This window comes from Pseudomonas sp. HLG18 (assembly GCF_051903985.1).
GTDB classification, from domain to species: Bacteria; Pseudomonadota; Gammaproteobacteria; order Pseudomonadales; family Pseudomonadaceae; genus Aquipseudomonas; species Aquipseudomonas fluorescens_BT.
In genome coordinates, this window is sequence record NZ_CP195831.1 from 4451663 (window position 1) to 4471248 (window position 19586).

General features: G+C 54.9%; 32 protein-coding genes. All 32 read right to left on the bottom strand.

What is annotated here, in order from left to right:
* Positions 1-63 precede the first annotated feature (63 nt).
* Positions 64-531, bottom strand: coding sequence for a bacterioferritin (gene bfr, locus ACSPX5_RS20470; protein WP_065259514.1), 468 nt, complete (start codon positions 529-531; stop codon positions 64-66).
* A gap of 149 nt (positions 532-680) precedes the next feature.
* Positions 681-2135 (bottom strand): catalase, encoded by a 1455-nt coding sequence (locus tag ACSPX5_RS20475; RefSeq protein WP_323161136.1) that lies wholly within the window; start codon positions 2133-2135, stop codon positions 681-683.
* A 237-nt stretch (positions 2136-2372) separates the two neighbouring features.
* A complete protein-coding gene (rplQ, locus tag ACSPX5_RS20480; protein WP_007955635.1) occupies positions 2373-2759 on the bottom strand; it encodes a 50S ribosomal protein L17 in 387 nt (128 codons plus the stop codon).
* Positions 2760-2801: 42 nt separating this feature from the next.
* Positions 2802-3803 (bottom strand): DNA-directed RNA polymerase subunit alpha, encoded by a 1002-nt coding sequence (locus tag ACSPX5_RS20485; RefSeq protein ID WP_003186012.1) that lies wholly within the window; start codon positions 3801-3803, stop codon positions 2802-2804.
* 22 nt (positions 3804-3825) lie between these two features.
* Positions 3826-4446 carry a 30S ribosomal protein S4 gene (gene rpsD, locus ACSPX5_RS20490; RefSeq protein WP_003176404.1) on the bottom strand — a complete coding sequence of 207 codons (621 nt, stop codon included), beginning with the start codon at positions 4444-4446 and terminating at the stop codon, positions 3826-3828.
* An 18-nt stretch (positions 4447-4464) separates the two neighbouring features.
* Positions 4465-4854: a 30S ribosomal protein S11 gene (gene rpsK, locus ACSPX5_RS20495; protein WP_002555466.1), complete on the bottom strand. Its 390-nt coding sequence runs from the start codon at positions 4852-4854 to the stop codon at positions 4465-4467.
* Positions 4855-4884: 30 nt separating this feature from the next.
* Positions 4885-5241, bottom strand: a complete 357-nt coding sequence (rpsM, locus tag ACSPX5_RS20500; protein ID WP_003186020.1) for a 30S ribosomal protein S13 — start codon at positions 5239-5241, stop codon at positions 4885-4887.
* A gap of 130 nt (positions 5242-5371) precedes the next feature.
* Complete coding sequence (gene rpmJ, locus ACSPX5_RS20505) at positions 5372-5488, bottom strand: 50S ribosomal protein L36 (RefSeq protein WP_002555468.1); 117 nt, start codon at positions 5486-5488, stop codon at positions 5372-5374.
* Between the two features lie 27 nt (positions 5489-5515).
* Complete coding sequence (gene secY, locus ACSPX5_RS20510; protein WP_003228718.1) at positions 5516-6844, bottom strand: preprotein translocase subunit SecY; 1329 nt, start codon at positions 6842-6844, stop codon at positions 5516-5518.
* Positions 6845-7282, bottom strand: a complete 438-nt coding sequence (gene rplO / locus ACSPX5_RS20515; protein ID WP_003228720.1) for a 50S ribosomal protein L15 — start codon at positions 7280-7282, stop codon at positions 6845-6847.
* Positions 7283-7285: 3 nt separating this feature from the next.
* Complete coding sequence (gene rpmD / locus ACSPX5_RS20520) at positions 7286-7462, bottom strand: 50S ribosomal protein L30 (RefSeq protein ID WP_003176408.1); 177 nt, start codon at positions 7460-7462, stop codon at positions 7286-7288.
* 2 nt (positions 7463-7464) lie between these two features.
* Positions 7465-7965 carry a 30S ribosomal protein S5 gene (gene rpsE, locus ACSPX5_RS20525; protein WP_007955637.1) on the bottom strand — a complete coding sequence of 167 codons (501 nt, stop codon included), beginning with the start codon at positions 7963-7965 and terminating at the stop codon, positions 7465-7467.
* A gap of 3 nt (positions 7966-7968) precedes the next feature.
* On the bottom strand, positions 7969-8319 hold the full coding sequence (gene rplR, locus ACSPX5_RS20530; RefSeq protein WP_022641372.1) for a 50S ribosomal protein L18: 351 nt from the start codon (positions 8317-8319) through the stop codon (positions 7969-7971).
* A 10-nt stretch (positions 8320-8329) separates the two neighbouring features.
* Positions 8330-8863 carry a 50S ribosomal protein L6 gene (gene rplF / locus ACSPX5_RS20535; protein WP_065259511.1) on the bottom strand — a complete coding sequence of 178 codons (534 nt, stop codon included), beginning with the start codon at positions 8861-8863 and terminating at the stop codon, positions 8330-8332.
* Between the two features lie 12 nt (positions 8864-8875).
* Complete coding sequence (gene rpsH, locus ACSPX5_RS20540) at positions 8876-9268, bottom strand: 30S ribosomal protein S8 (protein ID WP_011336171.1); 393 nt, start codon at positions 9266-9268, stop codon at positions 8876-8878.
* A 208-nt stretch (positions 9269-9476) separates the two neighbouring features.
* A complete protein-coding gene (gene rpsN / locus ACSPX5_RS20545) occupies positions 9477-9782 on the bottom strand; it encodes a 30S ribosomal protein S14 (protein ID WP_003228726.1) in 306 nt (101 codons plus the stop codon).
* A gap of 13 nt (positions 9783-9795) precedes the next feature.
* On the bottom strand, positions 9796-10335 hold the full coding sequence (rplE, locus tag ACSPX5_RS20550) for a 50S ribosomal protein L5 (RefSeq protein WP_003210069.1): 540 nt from the start codon (positions 10333-10335) through the stop codon (positions 9796-9798).
* 20 nt (positions 10336-10355) lie between these two features.
* The gene (rplX, locus tag ACSPX5_RS20555; protein ID WP_003186046.1) at positions 10356-10670 is read right to left on the bottom strand and encodes a 50S ribosomal protein L24; all 315 of its coding nucleotides are present in this window, start codon (positions 10668-10670) and stop codon (positions 10356-10358) included.
* 11 nt (positions 10671-10681) lie between these two features.
* Positions 10682-11050 carry a 50S ribosomal protein L14 gene (gene rplN / locus ACSPX5_RS20560; RefSeq protein WP_002555479.1) on the bottom strand — a complete coding sequence of 123 codons (369 nt, stop codon included), beginning with the start codon at positions 11048-11050 and terminating at the stop codon, positions 10682-10684.
* 23 nt (positions 11051-11073) lie between these two features.
* Positions 11074-11340: a 30S ribosomal protein S17 gene (gene rpsQ / locus ACSPX5_RS20565; protein WP_003194644.1), complete on the bottom strand. Its 267-nt coding sequence runs from the start codon at positions 11338-11340 to the stop codon at positions 11074-11076.
* A 2-nt stretch (positions 11341-11342) separates the two neighbouring features.
* Positions 11343-11534: a 50S ribosomal protein L29 gene (gene rpmC, locus ACSPX5_RS20570; protein WP_002555481.1), complete on the bottom strand. Its 192-nt coding sequence runs from the start codon at positions 11532-11534 to the stop codon at positions 11343-11345.
* Positions 11534-11947, bottom strand: coding sequence for a 50S ribosomal protein L16 (gene rplP, locus ACSPX5_RS20575; protein WP_003228729.1), 414 nt, complete (start codon positions 11945-11947; stop codon positions 11534-11536). Before rplP ends, rpmC begins: the two co-directional genes overlap by 1 nt.
* A gap of 12 nt (positions 11948-11959) precedes the next feature.
* Complete coding sequence (rpsC, locus tag ACSPX5_RS20580; RefSeq protein ID WP_085688068.1) at positions 11960-12646, bottom strand: 30S ribosomal protein S3; 687 nt, start codon at positions 12644-12646, stop codon at positions 11960-11962.
* A 13-nt stretch (positions 12647-12659) separates the two neighbouring features.
* Positions 12660-12992, bottom strand: a complete 333-nt coding sequence (gene rplV / locus ACSPX5_RS20585; RefSeq protein ID WP_003103908.1) for a 50S ribosomal protein L22 — start codon at positions 12990-12992, stop codon at positions 12660-12662.
* 11 nt (positions 12993-13003) lie between these two features.
* On the bottom strand, positions 13004-13279 hold the full coding sequence (gene rpsS / locus ACSPX5_RS20590; RefSeq protein ID WP_011336172.1) for a 30S ribosomal protein S19: 276 nt from the start codon (positions 13277-13279) through the stop codon (positions 13004-13006).
* A 16-nt stretch (positions 13280-13295) separates the two neighbouring features.
* Entirely contained in the window at positions 13296-14120 is an 825-nt protein-coding gene (gene rplB, locus ACSPX5_RS20595) for a 50S ribosomal protein L2 (protein WP_016772943.1), read from the bottom strand.
* Between the two features lie 14 nt (positions 14121-14134).
* Positions 14135-14434: a 50S ribosomal protein L23 gene (rplW, locus tag ACSPX5_RS20600; protein ID WP_002555488.1), complete on the bottom strand. Its 300-nt coding sequence runs from the start codon at positions 14432-14434 to the stop codon at positions 14135-14137.
* Complete coding sequence (gene rplD, locus ACSPX5_RS20605; protein ID WP_003228735.1) at positions 14431-15033, bottom strand: 50S ribosomal protein L4; 603 nt, start codon at positions 15031-15033, stop codon at positions 14431-14433. The genes rplW and rplD overlap by 4 nt, the downstream gene beginning before the upstream one ends.
* Before the next feature lie 12 nt (positions 15034-15045).
* Entirely contained in the window at positions 15046-15681 is a 636-nt protein-coding gene (gene rplC / locus ACSPX5_RS20610; RefSeq protein ID WP_007955641.1) for a 50S ribosomal protein L3, read from the bottom strand.
* An 80-nt stretch (positions 15682-15761) separates the two neighbouring features.
* A complete protein-coding gene (gene rpsJ, locus ACSPX5_RS20615; RefSeq protein ID WP_003186070.1) occupies positions 15762-16073 on the bottom strand; it encodes a 30S ribosomal protein S10 in 312 nt (103 codons plus the stop codon).
* Positions 16074-16230: 157 nt separating this feature from the next.
* Positions 16231-17424, bottom strand: a complete 1194-nt coding sequence (gene tuf / locus ACSPX5_RS20620) for an elongation factor Tu (RefSeq protein ID WP_010220303.1) — start codon at positions 17422-17424, stop codon at positions 16231-16233.
* 31 nt (positions 17425-17455) lie between these two features.
* Positions 17456-19561 carry an elongation factor G gene (fusA, locus tag ACSPX5_RS20625; RefSeq protein ID WP_085712351.1) on the bottom strand — a complete coding sequence of 702 codons (2106 nt, stop codon included), beginning with the start codon at positions 19559-19561 and terminating at the stop codon, positions 17456-17458.
* Positions 19562-19586 lie beyond the last annotated feature (25 nt).

The following is a 19586-nucleotide window of genomic DNA, read 5'->3' on the forward strand; positions in this document are numbered from 1 at the left end:
ACCGGGCATGAAAAAGCCCCTGTCACTTCGTCAGTGATAGGGGCTTTTTTATATCTGACGCAATCAGGATGTGTGAGATTGCAGGTAGTTCTGAATGCCGATCAGCTTGATCAGGCCCAACTGCTTTTCAAGCCAGTAGGTATGATCTTCTTCAGTGTCGTGCAACTGAAGCTTGAGGATGTCACGGCTGACGTAGTCGCCATGCTTCTCGCACAGTTCAATGCCTTTGCACAGTGCAGCACGCACCTTGTACTCAAGACGCAGATCCGCTTCGAGCATGGTTTCCACTGTGGTGCCGACATCCAGGTCATCCGGACGCATGCGCGGGGTGCCTTCGAGCATCAGAATCCGGCGCATCAGCGCATCGGCATGACCGGCTTCCTCTTCCATCTCGTGGTTGATTCGTTCGTAGAGCTTGGTGAATCCCCAGTCCTCATACATCCGCGAGTGAACGAAATATTGGTCACGGGCGGCCAGTTCGCCGGTCAGCAACGTGTTGAGGTAATCGATAACGTCTGGGTGGCCTTGCATCGCCCTACATCTCCCTTCTTGAAAGTCTGTAGTTTGAACCAACATGACTGCAAGGTCACTCACTTCGCGCAATAAAAGCGAAGATATTCTGAGAAAAGCAGGTTAAATAACGCAAAAACCGCCCCAATGAGGGCGGTTCTGCTTCTCGTTTAGACTTCGTTAAGCTGTACGTTGAGCAGCTTTGCGATTGCTTCTCCATACGCCGGATCGGCCTTGTGGAAATGCTGTAACTGGCGGTCGATGACATCACTGGAAACACCCGCCATGGCACCTGCGATATTGCCCACCAGCAAAGCTTTCTGCTCGTCGCTCATCAAACGGAACAGCGCGCCCGCATGGCTGTAGTAGTCGGCGTCTTCGCGATGATCGTAACGGTCAGCCGCACCGCTCAAGGCCAGTGCAGGTTCGGCGTAGTGTGGCGCTTGTTTCGGCGACTCTACGTAGCTGTTCGGCTCGTAATTCGGTGCCGCGCCACCGTTACTGCCAAAAGCCATCGAACCATCACGCTGGTAGGTGTTGACCGGGCTGCGCGGGGCGTTCACCGGCAGTTGCTGGTGATTGGTGCCTACGCGATAGCGATGCGCATCGGCATAGGCGAACACGCGACCTTGCAACATGCGGTCCGGTGAAAGACCGACACCCGGAACCATGTTGCTTGGACCGAACGCCGCCTGCTCGACTTCTGCAAAGTAGTTCAGCGGGTTGCGATTCAACTCCAGCTCACCGACTTCGATCAGCGGGAACTCTTTCTGCGACCAGGTCTTGGTCACGTCGAACGGGTTCTCGTAATGCGCCGCGGCCTGGGCTTCGGTCATGATCTGGATGCACACACGCCATTTCGGAAAATCACCGCGCTCGATAGCCTCGAACAGGTCACGCTGCGCGTAATCCGGATCAGTGCCCGCCAGGCGCGCTGCGTCAGCCGGCGCAAGGTTCTTGATCCCTTGCTTGGTCTTGTAATGCCACTTCACCCAGTGACGCTCGCCTTGAGCGTTGATCAGGCTGTACGTGTGACTGCCGAAACCGTGCATGTGGCGATAGCCGTCAGGAATGCCTCGGTCAGAAAACAGAATGGTGACCTGATGCAGCGCCTCGGGCGAGTGCGACCAGAAATCCCACATCATCTGCGCACTTTTCAGGTTGCTTTGTGGCAGGCGTTTCTGGGTGTGGATAAAGTCAGGGAATTTCAGCGGATCGCGAATGAAGAACACCGGTGTGTTGTTGCCAACAATGTCCCAGTTGCCTTCTTCGGTGTAGAACTTCAGAGCGAATCCACGAGGGTCACGCTCGGTGTCGGCCGATCCGCGCTCACCGCCTACTGTGGAGAATCGCAGGAAAGTCGGGGTCTGCTTGCCTACGGCAGAGAACAGCCTGGCGCTGGTGTACTGCGTGATATCGCGAGTGACGGTGAAAGTACCGTAGGCGCCCGAACCCTTGGCATGCACGCGGCGCTCAGGGATGTTTTCGCGGTTGAAATGGGCAAGCTTCTCGATCAAGTGAAAGTCATCGAGCAACAACGGACCACGCGGCCCAGCGGAGCGGGAGTTCTGGTTGTCGGCGACTGGCGCGCCGCTGGCAGTCGTAAGCGTCTTGTTCTGGCTCATGCGATCTTCGTCCTCTGTAGTCTTGAACTGCCGGCTAATCGGCTTGTTGGGGAGTATCGATCATCAACATGACAGCCACAAATTCATTAACTTATGGCAGTCAATAGAAAAAAACTAACGAAAGATCCCCACACATAGTGCAGACCCAGACAGGGTAGAAGCTTGTACGAACCGCGCATTTCTTACGGGCACAAAAAACCGGGCACTAGGCCCGGTTCTTTGTTTCAGACTGACGTCTTACTCAGCGGATACAGCTTCACCGCCAACAGCACGATCAACCAGTTCGACGTACGCCATAGGCGCGTTGTCGCCAGCGCGGAAACCGCACTTGAGGATGCGCAGGTAGCCACCCTCACGGGTAGCGTAACGCTTGCCCAGGTCGTTGAAGAGCTTACCAACGATAGCTTTCGAACGAGTACGGTCGAAAGCCAGACGACGGTTAGCAACGCTGTCTGTCTTGGCCAGAGTGATCAGCGGCTCGGCAACGCGGCGCAGTTCTTTGGCTTTTGGCAGAGTAGTTTTGATCAGCTCGTGCTCGAACAGCGACACAGCCATGTTTTGGAACATGGCCTTGCGGTGCGAGCTGGTGCGGCTCAGGTGGCGACCACTTTTACGATGACGCATGGTTCATTCCTTACCAAACACTACGTTCGGTGATTACGACGATCAGGCAGTCGCCTTGTCGTCCTTCTTAAGACTTGCAGGCGGCCAGTTGTCGAGGCGCATGCCGAGGGACAGACCGCGGGAGGCCAGAACGTCCTTGATTTCAGTCAAGGATTTCTTGCCCAGGTTCGGAGTCTTCAACAGCTCTACTTCGGTACGCTGAATCAGGTCACCGATGTAGTAGATGTTTTCCGCCTTAAGGCAGTTAGCCGAACGTACAGTCAGTTCCAGATCGTCAACCGGGCGAAGCAGGATCGGATCGATCTCGTCTTCCTGCTCGACAACCACTGGCTCACTGTCACCTTTGAGATCGACGAACGCAGCCAACTGCTGTTGCAGAATGGTTGCAGCACGACGGATAGCCTCTTCAGGATCCAGAGTACCGTTGGTTTCCAGATCAATAACCAGCTTGTCCAGGTTTGTACGCTGTTCGACACGGGCGTTTTCCACCACGTATGCGATACGACGAACCGGGCTGAACGAAGAGTCGAGCTGCAAGCGACCGATGCTGCGGCTTTCGTCTTCATCGCTCTGACGCGAGTCGGCTGGTTCATAACCACGACCACGAGCTACGGTGAGCTTCATGTTCAGGGCGCCGTTAGACGCCAGGTTAGCGATTACGTGATCGGGATTAACGATCTCGACATCATGATCCAGCTGAATATCGGCAGCGGTAACCACCCCCGAACCCTTCTTCGACAAGGTCAGCGTAACTTCGTCACGGCCGTGCAGCTTGATAGCCAGACCTTTAAGGTTCAACAGGATTTCAATTACGTCTTCCTGTACACCTTCGATGGCGCTGTACTCGTGGAGCACACCGTCAATCTCGGCCTCGACTACTGCGCAGCCGGGCATTGAGGACAACAGGATGCGGCGCAGCGCGTTGCCCAGGGTGTGGCCGAAACCACGCTCGAGAGGCTCGAGAGTGATCTTGGCGCGGGTTGGACTGACAACCTGCACATCAATATGGCGGGGTGTCAGGAACTCATTTACCGAAATCTGCATGGATGCACCTATTTTCTAGCCCTTACTTGGAGTAGAGCTCGACAATCAGGCTTTCGTTGATGTCGGCGGACAGATCACTGCGAGCAGGAACGTTCTTGAAAACGCCCGACTTCTTCTCAGTGTCTACTTCTACCCACTCTACGCGGCCACGTTGAGCACACAGATCGAGAGCTTGGACAATGCGAAGTTGATTTTTTGCTTTCTCGCGAACAGCGACCACGTCACCAGCACGAACCTGGTACGAAGGAACGTTTACGGTCTGACCGTTAACGCTGATCGACTTGTGCGATACCAGCTGACGGGATTCGGCACGAGTCGAACCAAAGCCCATACGGTATACGACGTTGTCCAGACGGCATTCGAGCAGTTGCAGCAGGTTTTCACCGGTTGCACCTTTCTTGCCAGCAGCTTCTTTGTAGTAGCCGCTGAACTGACGCTCGAGAACGCCGTAGATACGACGAACCTTCTGCTTCTCACGCAGTTGGGTGCCGTAGTCGGACTGGCGACCGCGGCGTTGGCCGTGGATACCAGGTGCTGCTTCAATGTTGCACTTCGATTCGATCGCGCGCACGCCGCTCTTCAGGAAGAGATCGGTGCCTTCGCGACGAGCGAGTTTGCATTTTGGACCAATGTAACGAGCCATTCTTTACAATCTCCTGGATTACACGCGGCGCTTCTTCGGCGGACGGCACCCGTTGTGCGGGATTGGCGTCACGTCGGTGATGCTGGCGATCTTGTAGCCACAGCCGTTCAAAGCGCGGACTGCGGATTCACGACCTGGACCTGGGCCCTTGACGTTTACGTCGAGGTTTTTCAGGCCGTATTCCAGCGCAGCTTGACCAGCACGCTCAGCAGCTACTTGAGCAGCGAACGGGGTGGACTTGCGGGAACCGCGGAAACCCGAACCACCGGAGGTAGCCCAGGAAAGAGCGTTACCTTGACGGTCGGTAATGGTCACGATGGTGTTGTTAAAAGAAGCATGGATGTGGGCGATGCCATCAACCACTGTCTTTTTAACTTTTTTACGAGGACGAGCAGCAGGTTTTGCCATGATTAAATTCCTGTCGATTCGCTGGGGCGATTACTTGCGGATCGGCTTACGCGGACCTTTACGGGTACGCGCGTTGGTCTTGGTACGCTGACCGCGTACTGGCAGACCACGACGATGACGCAGACCGCGATAGCAACCGAGGTCCATCAAGCGCTTGATTTTCATGTTGATTTCGCGACGCAGGTCACCTTCAGTGGTGAACTTCGCCACTTCGCCACGCAGCTGTTCAATTTGCTCGTCGCTCAGATCCTTGATCTTTGCTGCTGGGTTTACCCCAGTCACTGCACAGATTTTCTGCGCAGTAGTGCGACCAACACCATAGATGTAGGTCAGCGAGATAACAGTATGCTTGTTATCTGGAATGTTAACGCCTGCAATACGGGCCATTCAGTGGGACTCCAATTGACAGCTACCTACGCCCCGGAAGCCAAGAAATAGGGCGCGAGATAATATCGCTGTAATAACAAATAATCAACCCGGCAGCGCACTAGCTGCCGGGCTTGAAGCACAATCACACTCAGCCTTGGCGCTGTTTGTGACGCGGTTCCGCGCTGCAAATTACTCGAACAACACCTTCGCGGCGAATAATCTTGCAGTTACGGCACAGCTTTTTCACCGATGCACGAACTTTCATCACCAACTCCTCGAACCTTATGGGTACTCAGCGCAACATGCCGCTGCCGTAACCCTTCAGGTTGGCTTTCTTCATCAGGGATTCGTACTGGTGCGAAACGAGGTGCGATTGTACTTGGGACATGAAGTCCATCACAACCACGACCACGATCAGCAACGAGGTCCCGCCAAGGTAGAACGGAACGTTTGCTGCAACCACCAGGAACTGGGGCAACAGGCACACGGCCGTCATGTAAAGAGCACCGAACATGGTCAAGCGAGTCAGAACGCCATCAATGTAGCGCGCAGACTGCTCACCTGGACGGATGCCCGGAATAAAGGCACCGGACTTCTTCAGGTTTTCCGCTACGTCTTTCGGATTGAACATCAACGCCGTATAGAAGAAGCAGAAGAAAATAATCCCTGCACTAAACAGCAGAATATTCAACGGCTGACCAGGAGCGATCGACTGCGAGATGTCCTGCAACCAGCCCATACCTTCAGACTGACCAAACCAGGCACCCAACGAAGCCGGGAACAGCAAAATGCTGCTCGCGAAAATAGCCGGAATAACACCGGCCATGTTCACCTTCAGCGGCAAGTGGCTAGTCTGCGCAGCGAAAACCTTGCGGCCTTGCTGACGCTTGGCGTAGTGAACAGCGATACGACGCTGACCACGCTCAATGAACACCACGAAACCGATAATCGCTACTGCCAGCAAACCGATGGCAACCAGGGCGAAGATATTGATATCACCCTGACGCGCAGACTCGAAAGACTGCCCGATTGCTCTCGGAAGACCGGCGACGATACCCGAAAAAATCAACATCGAGATACCGTTGCCTACACCACGCTCAGTAATCTGCTCACCCAGCCACATCATAAACATCGCACCAGCCACAAACGTGGATACCGCGACGAAATGGAAGCCAAAGTCACCAGTGAACGCAACGCCCTGCCCTGCCAGACCAATGGACATGCCAATGGCCTGGACGAGAGCGAGGACGACGGTGCCGTAGCGGGTGTACTGGCTGATCTTGCGACGGCCAGCTTCACCTTCCTTCTTCAACTGCTCCAGCTGCGGGCTGACGGCAGTCATCAGTTGCATGATGATCGATGCCGAAATGTACGGCATGATCCCCAGTGCAAAGATGCTCATCCGCTCCAGCGCGCCGCCGGAAAACATGTTGAACAAGCTAAGAATGGTCCCCTCATTCTGTCGAAACAGGTCCGCGAGTCGGTCCGGGTTGATACCTGGAACCGGGATGTGTGCGCCTATTCGGTAGACGATAATCGCCAGGAACAGAAAACGCAGACGAGCCCAGAGTTCAGACATACCGCCTTTGCCGAGCGCAGAGAGAGCACCTTGCTTAGCCATTTATTCCTCGAACTTGCCGCCAGCTGCTTCGATAGCCGCACGCGCACCTTTGGTGGCGCCGATTCCCTTGCCGATAGTGACAGCGCGAGTCACTTCACCGGACAGCATGATTTTCACACGCTGTACGTTGACGTTGATCACGTTGGCATCTTTCAGGGACTGCACAGTGACGATGTCGCCTTCCACTTTAGCCAGCTCGGACAGACGCACTTCTGCGCGATCCATGGCCTTCAGGGAAACGAAACCGAACTTCGGCAGGCGACGATGCAGCGGCTGTTGACCGCCTTCAAAGCCTGGAGCAATGGTGCCACCGGAGCGAGAGGTCTGACCTTTGTGACCACGGCCACCAGTCTTACCCAAACCACTACCGATACCACGGCCCGGACGATGCTTTTCGCGACGGGAACCCGGCGCTGGACTCAGATCATTGAGTTTCATCGATTAACCCTCGACACGCAGCATGTAGTAAGCCTTGTTGATCATCCCGCGATTCTCGGGAGTATCCTGGACTTCTACAGTGTGACCGATGCGACGCAGACCCAGACCCTTAACGCACAGTTTGTGGTTAGGGATGCGGCCGGTCATGCTTTTGATCAGCGTAACTTTAACGGTAGCCATGATTACTTGATCTCCTCAACACGCAGGCCACGCTTGGCTGCAATGGATTCAGGAGACTGCATGGCTTTCAGACCCTTGAAAGTGGCGTGAACCACGTTTACAGGGTTAGTCGAGCCGTAGCACTTGGCCAGAACGTTCTGAACGCCAGCAACTTCGAGGACAGCACGCATAGCGCCGCCAGCGATGATACCGGTACCTTCAGAAGCAGGCTGCATGTACACCTTCGAAGCGCCGTGAGCGGACTTCATTGCGTACTGCAGGGTAGTGCCGTTCAGATCAACCTGGATCATGTTGCGGCGAGCAGCTTCCATTGCCTTCTGGATCGCAGCAGGCACTTCACGCGACTTGCCACGGCCGAAGCCAACACGGCCCTTACCATCACCAACCACGGTCAACGCGGTGAAAGTGAAGATACGGCCACCTTTAACGGTTTTGGCTACGCGGTTAACTTGAACCAGCTTCTCGATGTAACCTTCGTCGCGCTTTTGGTCGTTATTTGACATAACTTAGAACTCCAGCCCAGCTTCACGAGCAGCCTCAGCCAGCGCTTTTACGCGGCCGTGGTACTTGAAGCCAGAGCGGTCGAAAGCCACCTGCGAGACGCCAGCGGCCTTAGCACGCGTAGCGACCAGCTGGCCAACCTTAGTGGCCGCGTCGATGTTGCCAGTGGCGCCATCACGCAGTTCTTTATCCAAAGTCGAGGCACTTGCCAGGACTTTGTTGCCGTCGGCCGAAATGACCTGGGCGTAGATGTGCTGCGAAGAGCGGAACACGCAGAGACGCACGACTTCGAGTTCGTGCATTTTCAGGCGTGCTTTGCGAGCGCGACGCAGTCGAGTAACTTTTTTGTCGGTCATTTGCTATGCCCTACTTCTTCTTGGCTTCTTTACGACGGACGACTTCGTCCGCGTAGCGCACACCTTTGCCTTTGTACGGCTCTGGTGGACGGAAGTCGCGGATCTCGGCGGCCACTTGACCTACCAGCTGCTTGTCGATGCCCTTGATCAGGATATCGGTCTGGCTAGGAGTCTCAGCGGTGATGCCTTCCGGCAGTTCGTAATCCACTGGGTGCGAGAAGCCAAGAGCCAGGTTCAGCACCTGACCTTTTGCTTGCGCCTTGTAACCAACACCGACCAGCTGGAGCTTGCGCTCGAAGCCTTGGCTTACGCCCTGGACCATGTTGTTTACCAACGCACGAGTGGTACCGGCCATTGCGCGAGTCTGTTGATCGCCATTGCGAGCAGCAAAACGCAGCTCACCGGCTTCTTCAACGATCTCAACGGACGAATGGACGTTCAGTTCAAGAGTACCCTTGGCACCCTTCACCGAAAGCTGTTGGCCTGCGAATTTTACTTCGACACCGGCTGGCAGCTTAACGGGGTTCTTAGCGACGCGAGACATGCTTATCCCCCCTTAGAACACAGTGCAAAGAACTTCGCCGCCGACACCGGCAGCGCGCGCAGCACGATCAGTCATCACACCTTTGTTGGTGGAGACGATAGACACGCCGAGACCGCCACGTACTTTTGGCAGCTCTTCGACGGACTTGTACTGACGCAGGCCTGGACGGCTAACGCGCTTGACTTCTTCGATAACCGGACGGCCTTCGAAATATTTCAGCTCGATAGACAGCAGTGGTTTGGTTTCGCTGCTGATCTGATAACCCGCGATGTAACCTTCGTCCTTCAGGACTTTAGCTACAGCCACCTTCAACGTGGAAGAAGGCATGCTTACGACGGACTTTTCAGCCATCTGGGCATTACGGATTCGAGTTAGCATGTCCGCTAACGGGTCCTGCATACTCATGGGCTAGACGCTCCTAATACAGAAAAATTAGCCTTGCGGCTACTACTTGTCGCCGAGAAATTCCGGGCAGAAAAACACGGGCTCAGGCGAGCCGGTCATTCTAGACACACCCCAGAAATGAATCAAGCCCCAAAAGGGGCTTGATTCATTTTCAAGGCCACCGATGGTCAGGTTCTTGCGATCCTGACCATCGAGACTTTGACAGCAATTACCAGCTGGCTTTAACCAGACCTGGAACGTCACCACGCATGGCAGCTTCACGCAGCTTGTTACGGCCCAGGCCGAACTTGCGGTAAACGCCGTGCGGACGACCAGTCAGGCGGCAGCGGTTACGCATGCGCGAAGCGCTTGCGTCACGTGGCTGCTTCTGCAGAGCTACGGTAGCTTCCCAACGCGCTTCTGGACTTGCGTTCAGATCAACGATGATAGCTTTCAGCGCTGCACGCTTGGTGGCGTACTTGGCAACGGTGAGCTGACGCTTCAGCTCACGGTTTTTCATGCTCTTCTTGGCCATTTTCCTACTCCAATCAGTTGCGGAACGGGAATTTGAAAGCACGCAGCAGAGCGCGGCCTTCGTCATCGTTCTTGGCAGTGGTGGTCAGGGTAATGTCCAGACCGCGGAGAGCATCGATCTTGTCGTAGTCGATTTCCGGGAAAATGATCTGCTCTTTCACGCCCATGCTGTAGTTGCCACGACCATCGAAGGACTTGGCATTCAGGCCGCGGAAGTCGCGAACCCGAGGCAGGGAGATCGACAGCAGACGATCCAGGAACTCGTACATACGCTCACGGCGCAGGGTCACTTTGACGCCGATCGGCCAACCTTCACGGACTTTAAAGCCAGCGATGGATTTGCGAGCGTAGGTCACAACGACTTTCTGGCCGGTGATCTTTTCCAGGTCAGCAACAGCGTGCTCGATGACTTTTTTGTCGCCGATCGCTTCGCCCAGACCCATGTTCAGGGTGATTTTGGTAACGCGCGGAACTTCCATCACGTTCGAAAGCTTAAGTTCTTCCTTAAGTTTCGGTGCGATTTCCTTCCGGTAAATCTCTTTTAGTCGTGCCATGGTCTTCTACCTAGCAGTGTTCAAGCATCAACCGCTTTTTGGGTCGACTTGAAGACACGAATTTTCTTACCGTCTTCTACTTTGAAACCAACGCGGTCAGCCTTGTTGGTTTCGCCGTTGAAGATGGCGACGTTGGAAGCGTGCAGTGGCGCTTCTTTCTCGACGATACCGCCCTGTACGCCCGACATCGGGTTAGGCTTGGTATGACGCTTGACCAGGTTCAGACCACCAACAACCAGACGGTTGTCAGCAAGAACCTTCAGCACCTTACCGCGCTTACCTTTGTCTTTGCCGGCGATCACGATGATCTCGTCGTCACGACGAATCTTTTGCATGTCGGATCTCCTTACAGCACTTCTGGGGCGAGCGAGACGATCTTCATGAACTTCTCAGTACGAAGTTCACGGGTCACTGGCCCAAAGATACGGGTGCCGATCGGCTCTTGCTTGTTGTTCAGAAGAACAGCAGCGTTGCCATCAAAGCGGATAATGGAGCCATCAGCACGACGTACGCCGTGACGAGTGCGGACTACGACAGCAGTCATCACTTGGCCTTTTTTCACCTTACCGCGAGGAATTGCTTCCTTCACGGTAACTTTGATGATGTCACCGATACCAGCGTAACGACGATGGGAGCCACCCAGCACCTTGATGCACATAACACGGCGAGCGCCGCTGTTATCGGCCACATCGAGCATGGATTGAGTCTGAATCATATAATTTCTCCGACCCCTAGCCCTTAGACTTCCACAGCGCGTTCGAGAACATCAACCAGCGCCCAAGACTTGGTCTTGGCCATCGGACGAGTTTCACGAATAGTGACTTTGTCGCCGATGTGGCACTGATTGGTTTCGTCGTGCGCGTGCAGCTTAGTCGAACGCTTAACGTATTTACCGTAGATCGGGTGCTTAACGCGACGCTCGATCAGAACGGTGATGGTTTTGTCCATCTTGTCGCTGACAACACGGCCAGTCAGCGTACGGACAGTTTTTTCGGCTTCAGCCATGATCACTTACCTGCCTGCTGGTTGAGCACAGTCTTCACGCGAGCGATGTCACGCTTAACTTGCGAGAGCAGATGAGACTGCCCCAACTGGCCAGTTGCTTTCTGCATGCGCAGATTGAACTGGTCGCGCAGCAAGCCGAGCAGTTGCTCGTTCAGCTGCTGTGCGGATTTTTCACGAAGTTCATTCGCTTTCATCACATCACCGTCCGTTTAACAAAGGAGGTGGCGAGCGGCAGCTTTGCAGCAGCCAGGGCGAAAGCCTCACGCGCCAGCTCTTCAGAAACACCCTCGATTTCATACAGGACTTTGCCTGGCTGAATCTGGGCAACCCAGTACTCCACGTTACCCTTACCTTTACCCATACGAACCTCGAGAGGTTTCTTGGAGATCGGCTTGTCCGGGAATACACGGATCCAGATCTTGCCGCCACGTTTTACGTGACGGGTCAGAGCACGACGCGCTGACTCGATCTGACGAGCGGTGAGACGACCACGAGCAACAGACTTCAGCGCGAACTCGCCGAAGCTGACTTTGCTACCGCGCAGTGCCAGACCACGGTTGTGGCCGGTCATCTGCTTGCGGAACTTCGTACGCTTTGGTTGCAACATTTGGCGTACCCCTTACTTAGCAGCTTTTTTACGAGGCGCTGGTGCTTGTGGTTTAAGTTCTTCTTGGCGACCACCAATTACTTCGCCTTTGAAGATCCAAACCTTTACACCGATCACACCGTAAGTGGTGTGAGCTTCGTAGGTGGCATAGTCGATATCGGCACGCAGGGTGTGCAGTGGCACACGACCTTCGCGATACCATTCAGTACGTGCGATTTCAGCACCGCCGAGACGACCGCTCACTTGGATTTTGATGCCTTTGGCACCAATGCGCATGGCGTTCTGTACGGCGCGCTTCATGGCGCGACGGAACATCACACGACGCTCCAGCTGCTGAGCTACGCTCTGGGCAACCAGCATACCGTCGAGTTCCGGCTTGCGGATCTCTTCGATATTGATGTGCACAGGCACACCCATTTGCTTGGTCAGGTCCTGACGCAGTTTTTCAACATCTTCACCTTTCTTCCCGATAACGATACCTGGACGAGCGGTGTGGATGGTGATGCGTGCAGTTTGAGCCGGACGATGGATATCGATACGGCTTACGGACGCGCTTTTTAGTTTGTCTTGGAGATACTCACGCACCTTCAGATCTGCGAGCAAATAGTCCGCATAAGTCCGACCGTCTGCGTACCAGACGGAGGTGTGCTCCTTGACGATTCCCAGGCGAATGCCAATGGGATGTACTTTCTGACCCATCTCTTCGACTCCGTTACTTGTCAGCAACCTTGACAGTGATATGGCAAGACCGCTTGACGATGCGATCAGCACGGCCTTTGGCACGTGGCATGATGCGCTTCAGCGAACGCCCTTCGTTGACGAAAACGGTGCTGACCTTCAGGTCATCAACGTCTGCGCCTTCGTTATGCTCGGCGTTGGCTACGGCCGACTCCAGCACTTTTTTCATGATCTCGGCGGCTTTCTTACTGCTGAAAGCCAACAGGTTGAGCGCTTCGCCCACCTTCTTCCCGCGGATCTGGTCGGCGACCAAGCGGGCTTTCTGGGCGGAGATTCGAGCGCCCGACAACTTAGCGGCTACTTCCATTTCCTTACCCCTTAACGCTTGGCTTTCTTGTCTGCCACGTGCCCGCGATAGTTGCGGGTACCGGCGAACTCGCCCAGTTTGTGGCCGACCATGTCTTCGTTAACGAGAACTGGGACGTGCTGACGACCGTTGTGTACTGCGATGGTCAGACCGACCATTTGTGGCAGGATCATCGAACGGCGCGACCAAGTCTTAATTGGTTTGCGATCGTTCTTTTCCGCCGCCACTTCGATCTTCTTCAGTAGGTGAAGATCAATAAAAGGACCTTTTTTCAGAGAACGTGGCACTGTCGTATCCCTCTATTTACTTGCGACGACGGACGATCATTTTGTCGGTACGCTTATTACCACGAGTCTTCGCGCCCTTAGTCGGGAAGCCCCATGGCGATACCGGATGACGACCACCAGAGGTACGACCTTCACCACCACCATGTGGGTGGTCAACCGGGTTCATGGCAACACCACGAACGGTTGGGCGAACGCCACGCCAGCGCTTGGCACCAGCTTTACCCAGCGAACGCAGGCTGTGCTCGGAGTTCGAGACTTCGCCCAGGGTCGCACGGCACTCAGCCAGCACTTTACGCATTTCACCGGAACGCAGACGCAGGGTAACGTACACACCTTCACGAGCGATCAGCTGAGCCGAAGCACCAGCGGAGCGAGCGATCTGTGCGCCTTTACCTGGCTTCAGTTCGATGCCGTGTACGGTAGAACCGACTGGAATGTTGCGCAGTTGCAGAGCGTTGCCTGGCTTGATTGGAGCCAGAGCGCCTGCGATCAGCTGGTCGCCAGCACTCACGCCTTTAGGGGCGATGATGTAGCGGCGCTCGCCGTCTGCGTAGCACAGCAGTGCGATGTGAGCAGTACGGTTTGGATCGTATTCGATACGCTCGACAGTGGCGACGATGCCATCTTTGTCGTTGCGACGAAAATCGACCATACGGTAATGCTGCTTATGACCACCACCGATGTGACGAGTGGTAATACGGCCATTGTTGTTACGACCACCAGACTTCGATTTTTTCTCGAGCAGCGGTGCGTGAGGAGCGCCTTTATGCAGCTCCTGGTTGACCACCTTGACCACAAAACGGCGGCCAGGGGAAGTCGGTTTGCATTTAACGATTGCCATGATGCACCCCTTCCTTACTCAGCACTGCTGCTGAAATCGAGATCTTGGCCTGGCTGAAGGGAGATAACTGCCTTCTTCCAGTCATTACGCTTGCCCAGACCGCGAGCGGTGCGCTTGCTCTTACCCAGAACGTTCAGGGTAGTAACACGCTCAACTTTCACGCTGAACAGGCTTTCGACGGCCTTCTTGATTTCCAGCTTGGTTGCATCAGTAGCAACCTTGAAAACGAACTGGCCTTTCTTGTCTGCCAGAACCGTAGCCTTCTCGGAAACGTGCGGGCCAAGCAGAACTTTAAATACGCGTTCCTGGTTCATCCCAGCAGCTCCTCGAATTTCTTCACGGCCGACACGGTGATCAACACCTTGTCGTATGCGATCAGACTAACTGGATCGGAACCTTGCACGTCACGTACATCTACGTGTGGCAGGTTGCGAGCAGCCAGGTACAGGTTCTGATCAACAGCGTCAGACACGATCAGAACGTCGGTCAGGCTCATGTTGTTCAGTTTGCCCAACAGGTCTTTGGTTTTCGGAGTTTCAACTGCGAAATCCTGAACCACGACCAGACGATCAGTACGCACCAGCTCAGCAAGGATGGAACGCATTGCTGCGCGATACATCTTCTTGTTCAGCTTCTGGGAGTGATCTTGTGGACGAGCTGCGAAAGTGGTGCCGCCGCCGCGCCAGATTGGGCTACGGATAGTACCGGCACGAGCACGGCCAGTACCTTTCTGACGCCATGGGCGCTTACCGCCACCACGAACGTCGGAACGGGTCTTTTGCTGCTTGCTACCTTGACGGCCGCCAGCCATGTAGGCCACGACTGCTTGGTGAACCAGCGTCTCGTTGAACTCGCCGCCAAATGTCAGTTCGGAAACTTCGATCGCTTGAGCGTCATTTACATTTAATTGCATGTCAGCTTCCCCTTAACCGCGAGCCTTGGCTGCTGGACGTACAACCAGGTTGCCGCCAGTAGCGCCAGGAACAGCACCCTTGACCAACAACAGATTGCGTTCAGCGTCCACGCGCACTACTTCCAGGGACTGCACGGTCACGCGCTCAGCGCCCATATGACCGGACATTTTTTTGCCCTTGAATACACGACCAGGAGTCTGGCACTGGCCGATAGAGCCTGGGACGCGGTGGGATACGGAGTTACCGTGGGTGTTATCTTGCCCGCGGAAGTTCCAACGCTTGATCGTACCCTGGAAGCCTTTACCTTTGGACTGACCGGTTACATCAACCAGTTGACCAGCAGCGAAGATTTCAGCGTTGATCAGATCGCCGGCCTGGTACTCGCCTTCTTCAAGACGGAATTCCATTACGGTACGACCAGCGGCAACGTTCGCCTTGGCGAAGTGGCCAGCCTGAGCAGCTGTTACACGGGAAGCACGACGCTCGCCGACAGTGACTTGCACTGCACGATAGCCATCGGTTTCTTCAGTTTTGAACTGGGTGACGCGATTCGGCTCGATCTCAATGACCGTGACCGGAATGGAGACACCTTCTTCGGTGAAAATACGGGTCATACCCGCTTTACGACCGACTACACCAATAGTCATGTTGTAAACCTCATGAGTGTACGGGGCTTTCACCCGCTATGGCCGCCCATTTCAGAGCGTTACACGACCAAGACCGAGTCTTAGCCGAGGCTGATCTGCACTTCCACACCGGCCGCAAGATCAAGCTTCATAAGTGCATCAACGGTTTTATCCGTTGGCTGGACGATGTCCAGAACGCGCTTATGAGTGCGGATTTCGTACTGGTCACGCGCGTCTTTGTTGACGTGCGGGGAAACCAGAACGGTGAACCGCTCTTTACGGGTAGGCAGTGGAATTGGACCACGCACTTGAGCACCAGTACGTTTCGCGGTTTCCACGATTTCCTGGGTTGATTGGTCGATCAGGCGATGGTCAAAAGCCTTCAACCTGATACGGATTTGCTGATTTTGCATTGGATTTCAGACTCCGGCTGCTATTCCCACCGGGCGCAATACGCCCGTTAAAAGGAGGCGCAATTCTATAGACGCCCCAGATAGGTGTCAACCCAATAAAAAAGCCCCCGCTAAGCGGGGGCTTTTTCAACTCATCGAAGCTATCTCAAAAAAGAGATTACTCGATGATTTTGGCTACGACGCCAGCGCCGACGGTACGACCGCCTTCACGGATAGCGAAACGCAGACCGTCTTCCATCGCGATGGTTTTGATCAGGGTAACAGTCATCTGAATGTTGTCACCTGGCATTACCATTTCAACGCCTTCTGGCAGCTCGCAGTTACCGGTCACGTCAGTAGTACGGAAGTAGAACTGCGGACGGTAGCCTTTGAAGAACGGAGTGTGACGACCGCCTTCTTCCTTGCTCAGAACGTAAACTTCTGCGGTGAACTTGGTGTGCGGCTTAACCGAACCCGGCTTAACCAGAACCTGACCACGCTCAACGTCGTCACGCTTGGTACCACGCAGCAGAACGCCGCAGTTCTCGCCAGCACGACCTTCGTCCAGCAGCTTGCGGAACATCTCAACACCGGTGCAGGTGGTGGTGGTGGTGTCACGCAGACCAACGATTTCCAGGGCGTCTTGAACGCGAACGATACCGCGCTCGATACGACCGGTCACAACAGTACCGCGACCCGAGATCGAGAACACGTCTTCGATTGGCATCAGGAAAGGCTTGTCGATAGCACGCTCTGGCTCTGGGATGTAGCTGTCCAGAGTTTCCACCAGCTTCTTAACAGCAGTGGTGCCCATTTCGTTGTCGTCTTTGCCTTCCAGCGCCATACGAGCCGAACCGATGATGATCGGAGTGTCGTCGCCTGGGAAGTCGTAGGTGGACAGCAGGTCGCGAACTTCCATCTCAACCAGTTCCAGCAGCTCAGCGTCGTCTACCAGGTCTGCCTTGTTCAGGAAAACCACGATGTACGGAACGCCTACCTGACGGGACAGCAGGATGTGCTCACGGGTTTGTGGCATCGGACCATCAGCGGCCGAGCAAACCAGGATCGCGCCGTCCATCTGGGCAGCACCAGTGATCATGTTCTTCACGTAGTCAGCGTGACCTGGGCAGTCAACGTGAGCGTAGTGACGAATGTTCGAGTTGTACTCAACGTGCGCGGTGTTGATGGTGATACCGCGAGCTTTTTCTTCTGGAGCGCTGTCGATCTTGTCGAATTCAACTACGGCCGAACCGAAAACTTCGGAGCAGACGCGAGTCAGAGCAGCGGTCAGAGTGGTTTTACCGTGGTCAACGTGGCCGATGGTGCCAACGTTTACGTGCGGTAGGGAACGATCAAATTTTTCTTTAGCCACGACAATTAACTCCTAGCCTAAAGGGGCTGAATCAGCCTTGTTTTTTGGTAACGGATTCGACGATGTGCGACGGAGCCGTATCGTATTTTTTGAATTCCATAGAGTAGCTTGCGCGACCCTGGGACATGGAGCGAACGTCGGTCGCATAACCGAACATCTCACCCAGTGGAACCTCGGCACGGATAACCTTGCCGGACACTGTGTCTTCCATACCCTGGATCATGCCGCGACGACGGTTAAGGTCGCCCATCACATCACCCATATAGTCTTCAGGCGTAACAACCTCTACCGCCATGATCGGCTCGAGCAACTCACCACCGCCCTTCTGGGCCAGTTGCTTGGTCGCCATGGAAGCAGCCACTTTAAACGCCATCTCGTTGGAGTCGACGTCGTGGTAAGAACCATCGAACACGGTAGCCTTCAGGCCGATCAGCGGATAGCCGGCAACAACGCCGTTCTTCATCTGCTCTTCGATACCCTTCTGGATAGCCGGGATGTATTCCTTAGGAACCACACCACCCACTACTTCGTTCAGGAATTGCAGACCTTCCTGACCTTCGTCAGCAGGAGCAAAGCGAATCCAGCAGTGACCGAACTGGCCACGACCGCCGGACTGACGAACGAACTTGCCTTCGATTTCGCAGTTCTTCGTGATGCGCTCACGGTACGAAACCTGTGGCTTGCCGATGTTGGCTTCGACGTTGAACTCACGGCGCATCCGGTCAACCAGGATGTCCAGGTGCAACTCGCCCATGCCGGAGATGATCGTTTGACCAGTCTCTTCATCAGTTTTGACGCGGAAAGACGGGTCTTCCTGAGCAAGCTTGCCCAGAGCGATACCCATTTTCTCCTGGTCATCCTTGGTCTTAGGCTCTACGGCAACCGAAATAACCGGCTCCGGGAAGTCCATGCGAACCAGGATGATTGGCTTGTCAGCGTTGCAGAGGGTTTCACCAGTGGTGACGTCCTTCATGCCGATCAGGGCCGCGATGTCGCCAGCGCGCACTTCCTTGATCTCTTCACGGGCGTTTGCGTGCATTTGCACCATACGACCCACGCGCTCCTTCTTGCCTTTAACCGAGTTGATCACGCCGTCGCCGGAGTTCAACACGCCCGAGTAAACGCGGACGAAGGTCAAGGTACCCACGAATGGGTCGGTAGCGATCTTGAACGCCAAGGCCGCGAACGGCTCGTCGTCGCTTGCATGACGCTCCATCTCTTCTTCCTCGTTATCAGGGTTGGAACCCTTGATAGCAGGAATGTCGGTCGGAGCAGGCAGAAAGTCGATAACGGCGTCGAGAACCAGGGGAACACCCTTGTTCTTGAACGAAGAACCGCAAACAGCCAGAACGATTTCGCCAGCGATAGTACGCTGACGCAGAGCTGCCTTGATCTCGGCGATCGACAGTTCTTCACCTTCCAGGTACTTGTTCATCAGCTCTTCGCTGGCTTCGGCCGCAGCCTCAACCATGTTGCTGCGCCACTCAGTAGCCAGCTCGAGCATGTCCGCAGGGATTTCCTTGCGAACCGGAACCATACCCTTGTCAGAGTCGTTCCAGTAGACAGCTTGCATGTTGATCAGGTCGATCTGGCCCTGGAAGTTGTCTTCCGAACCGATAGCCAGCTGGATCGGCACCGGAGTGTGACCCAGACGCTGTTTGATCTGACCGATCACGCGCAGGAAGTTGGCACCAGCACGGTCCATCTTGTTTACGTAAACAAGACGTGGAACGCCGTATTTGTTGGCCTGACGCCATACGGTTTCCGACTGAGGCTCAACACCCGAAGTACCGCAGAACACAACGACAGCGCCGTCGAGTACGCGCAGGGAACGCTCTACTTCAATGGTGAAGTCTACGTGGCCCGGGGTATCGATTACGTTGAAGCGATGCTCGTGAGGGTACTGCTTCTCGGAACCTTTCCAGAAGGCGGTAATGGCAGCAGAAGTAATGGTAATACCACGCTCCTGCTCCTGAACCATCCAGTCTGTGGTCGCGGCGCCGTCATGCACCTCGCCCATTTTGTGACTTTTGCCAGTGTAAAAAAGGACGCGCTCGGTGGTGGTGGTTTTACCAGCATCCACGTGAGCGACGATACCGATGTTACGGTAGCGACTAATCGGAGTAGTACGAGCCATAAAGCCCTCGCAAAATTAGTGAAGC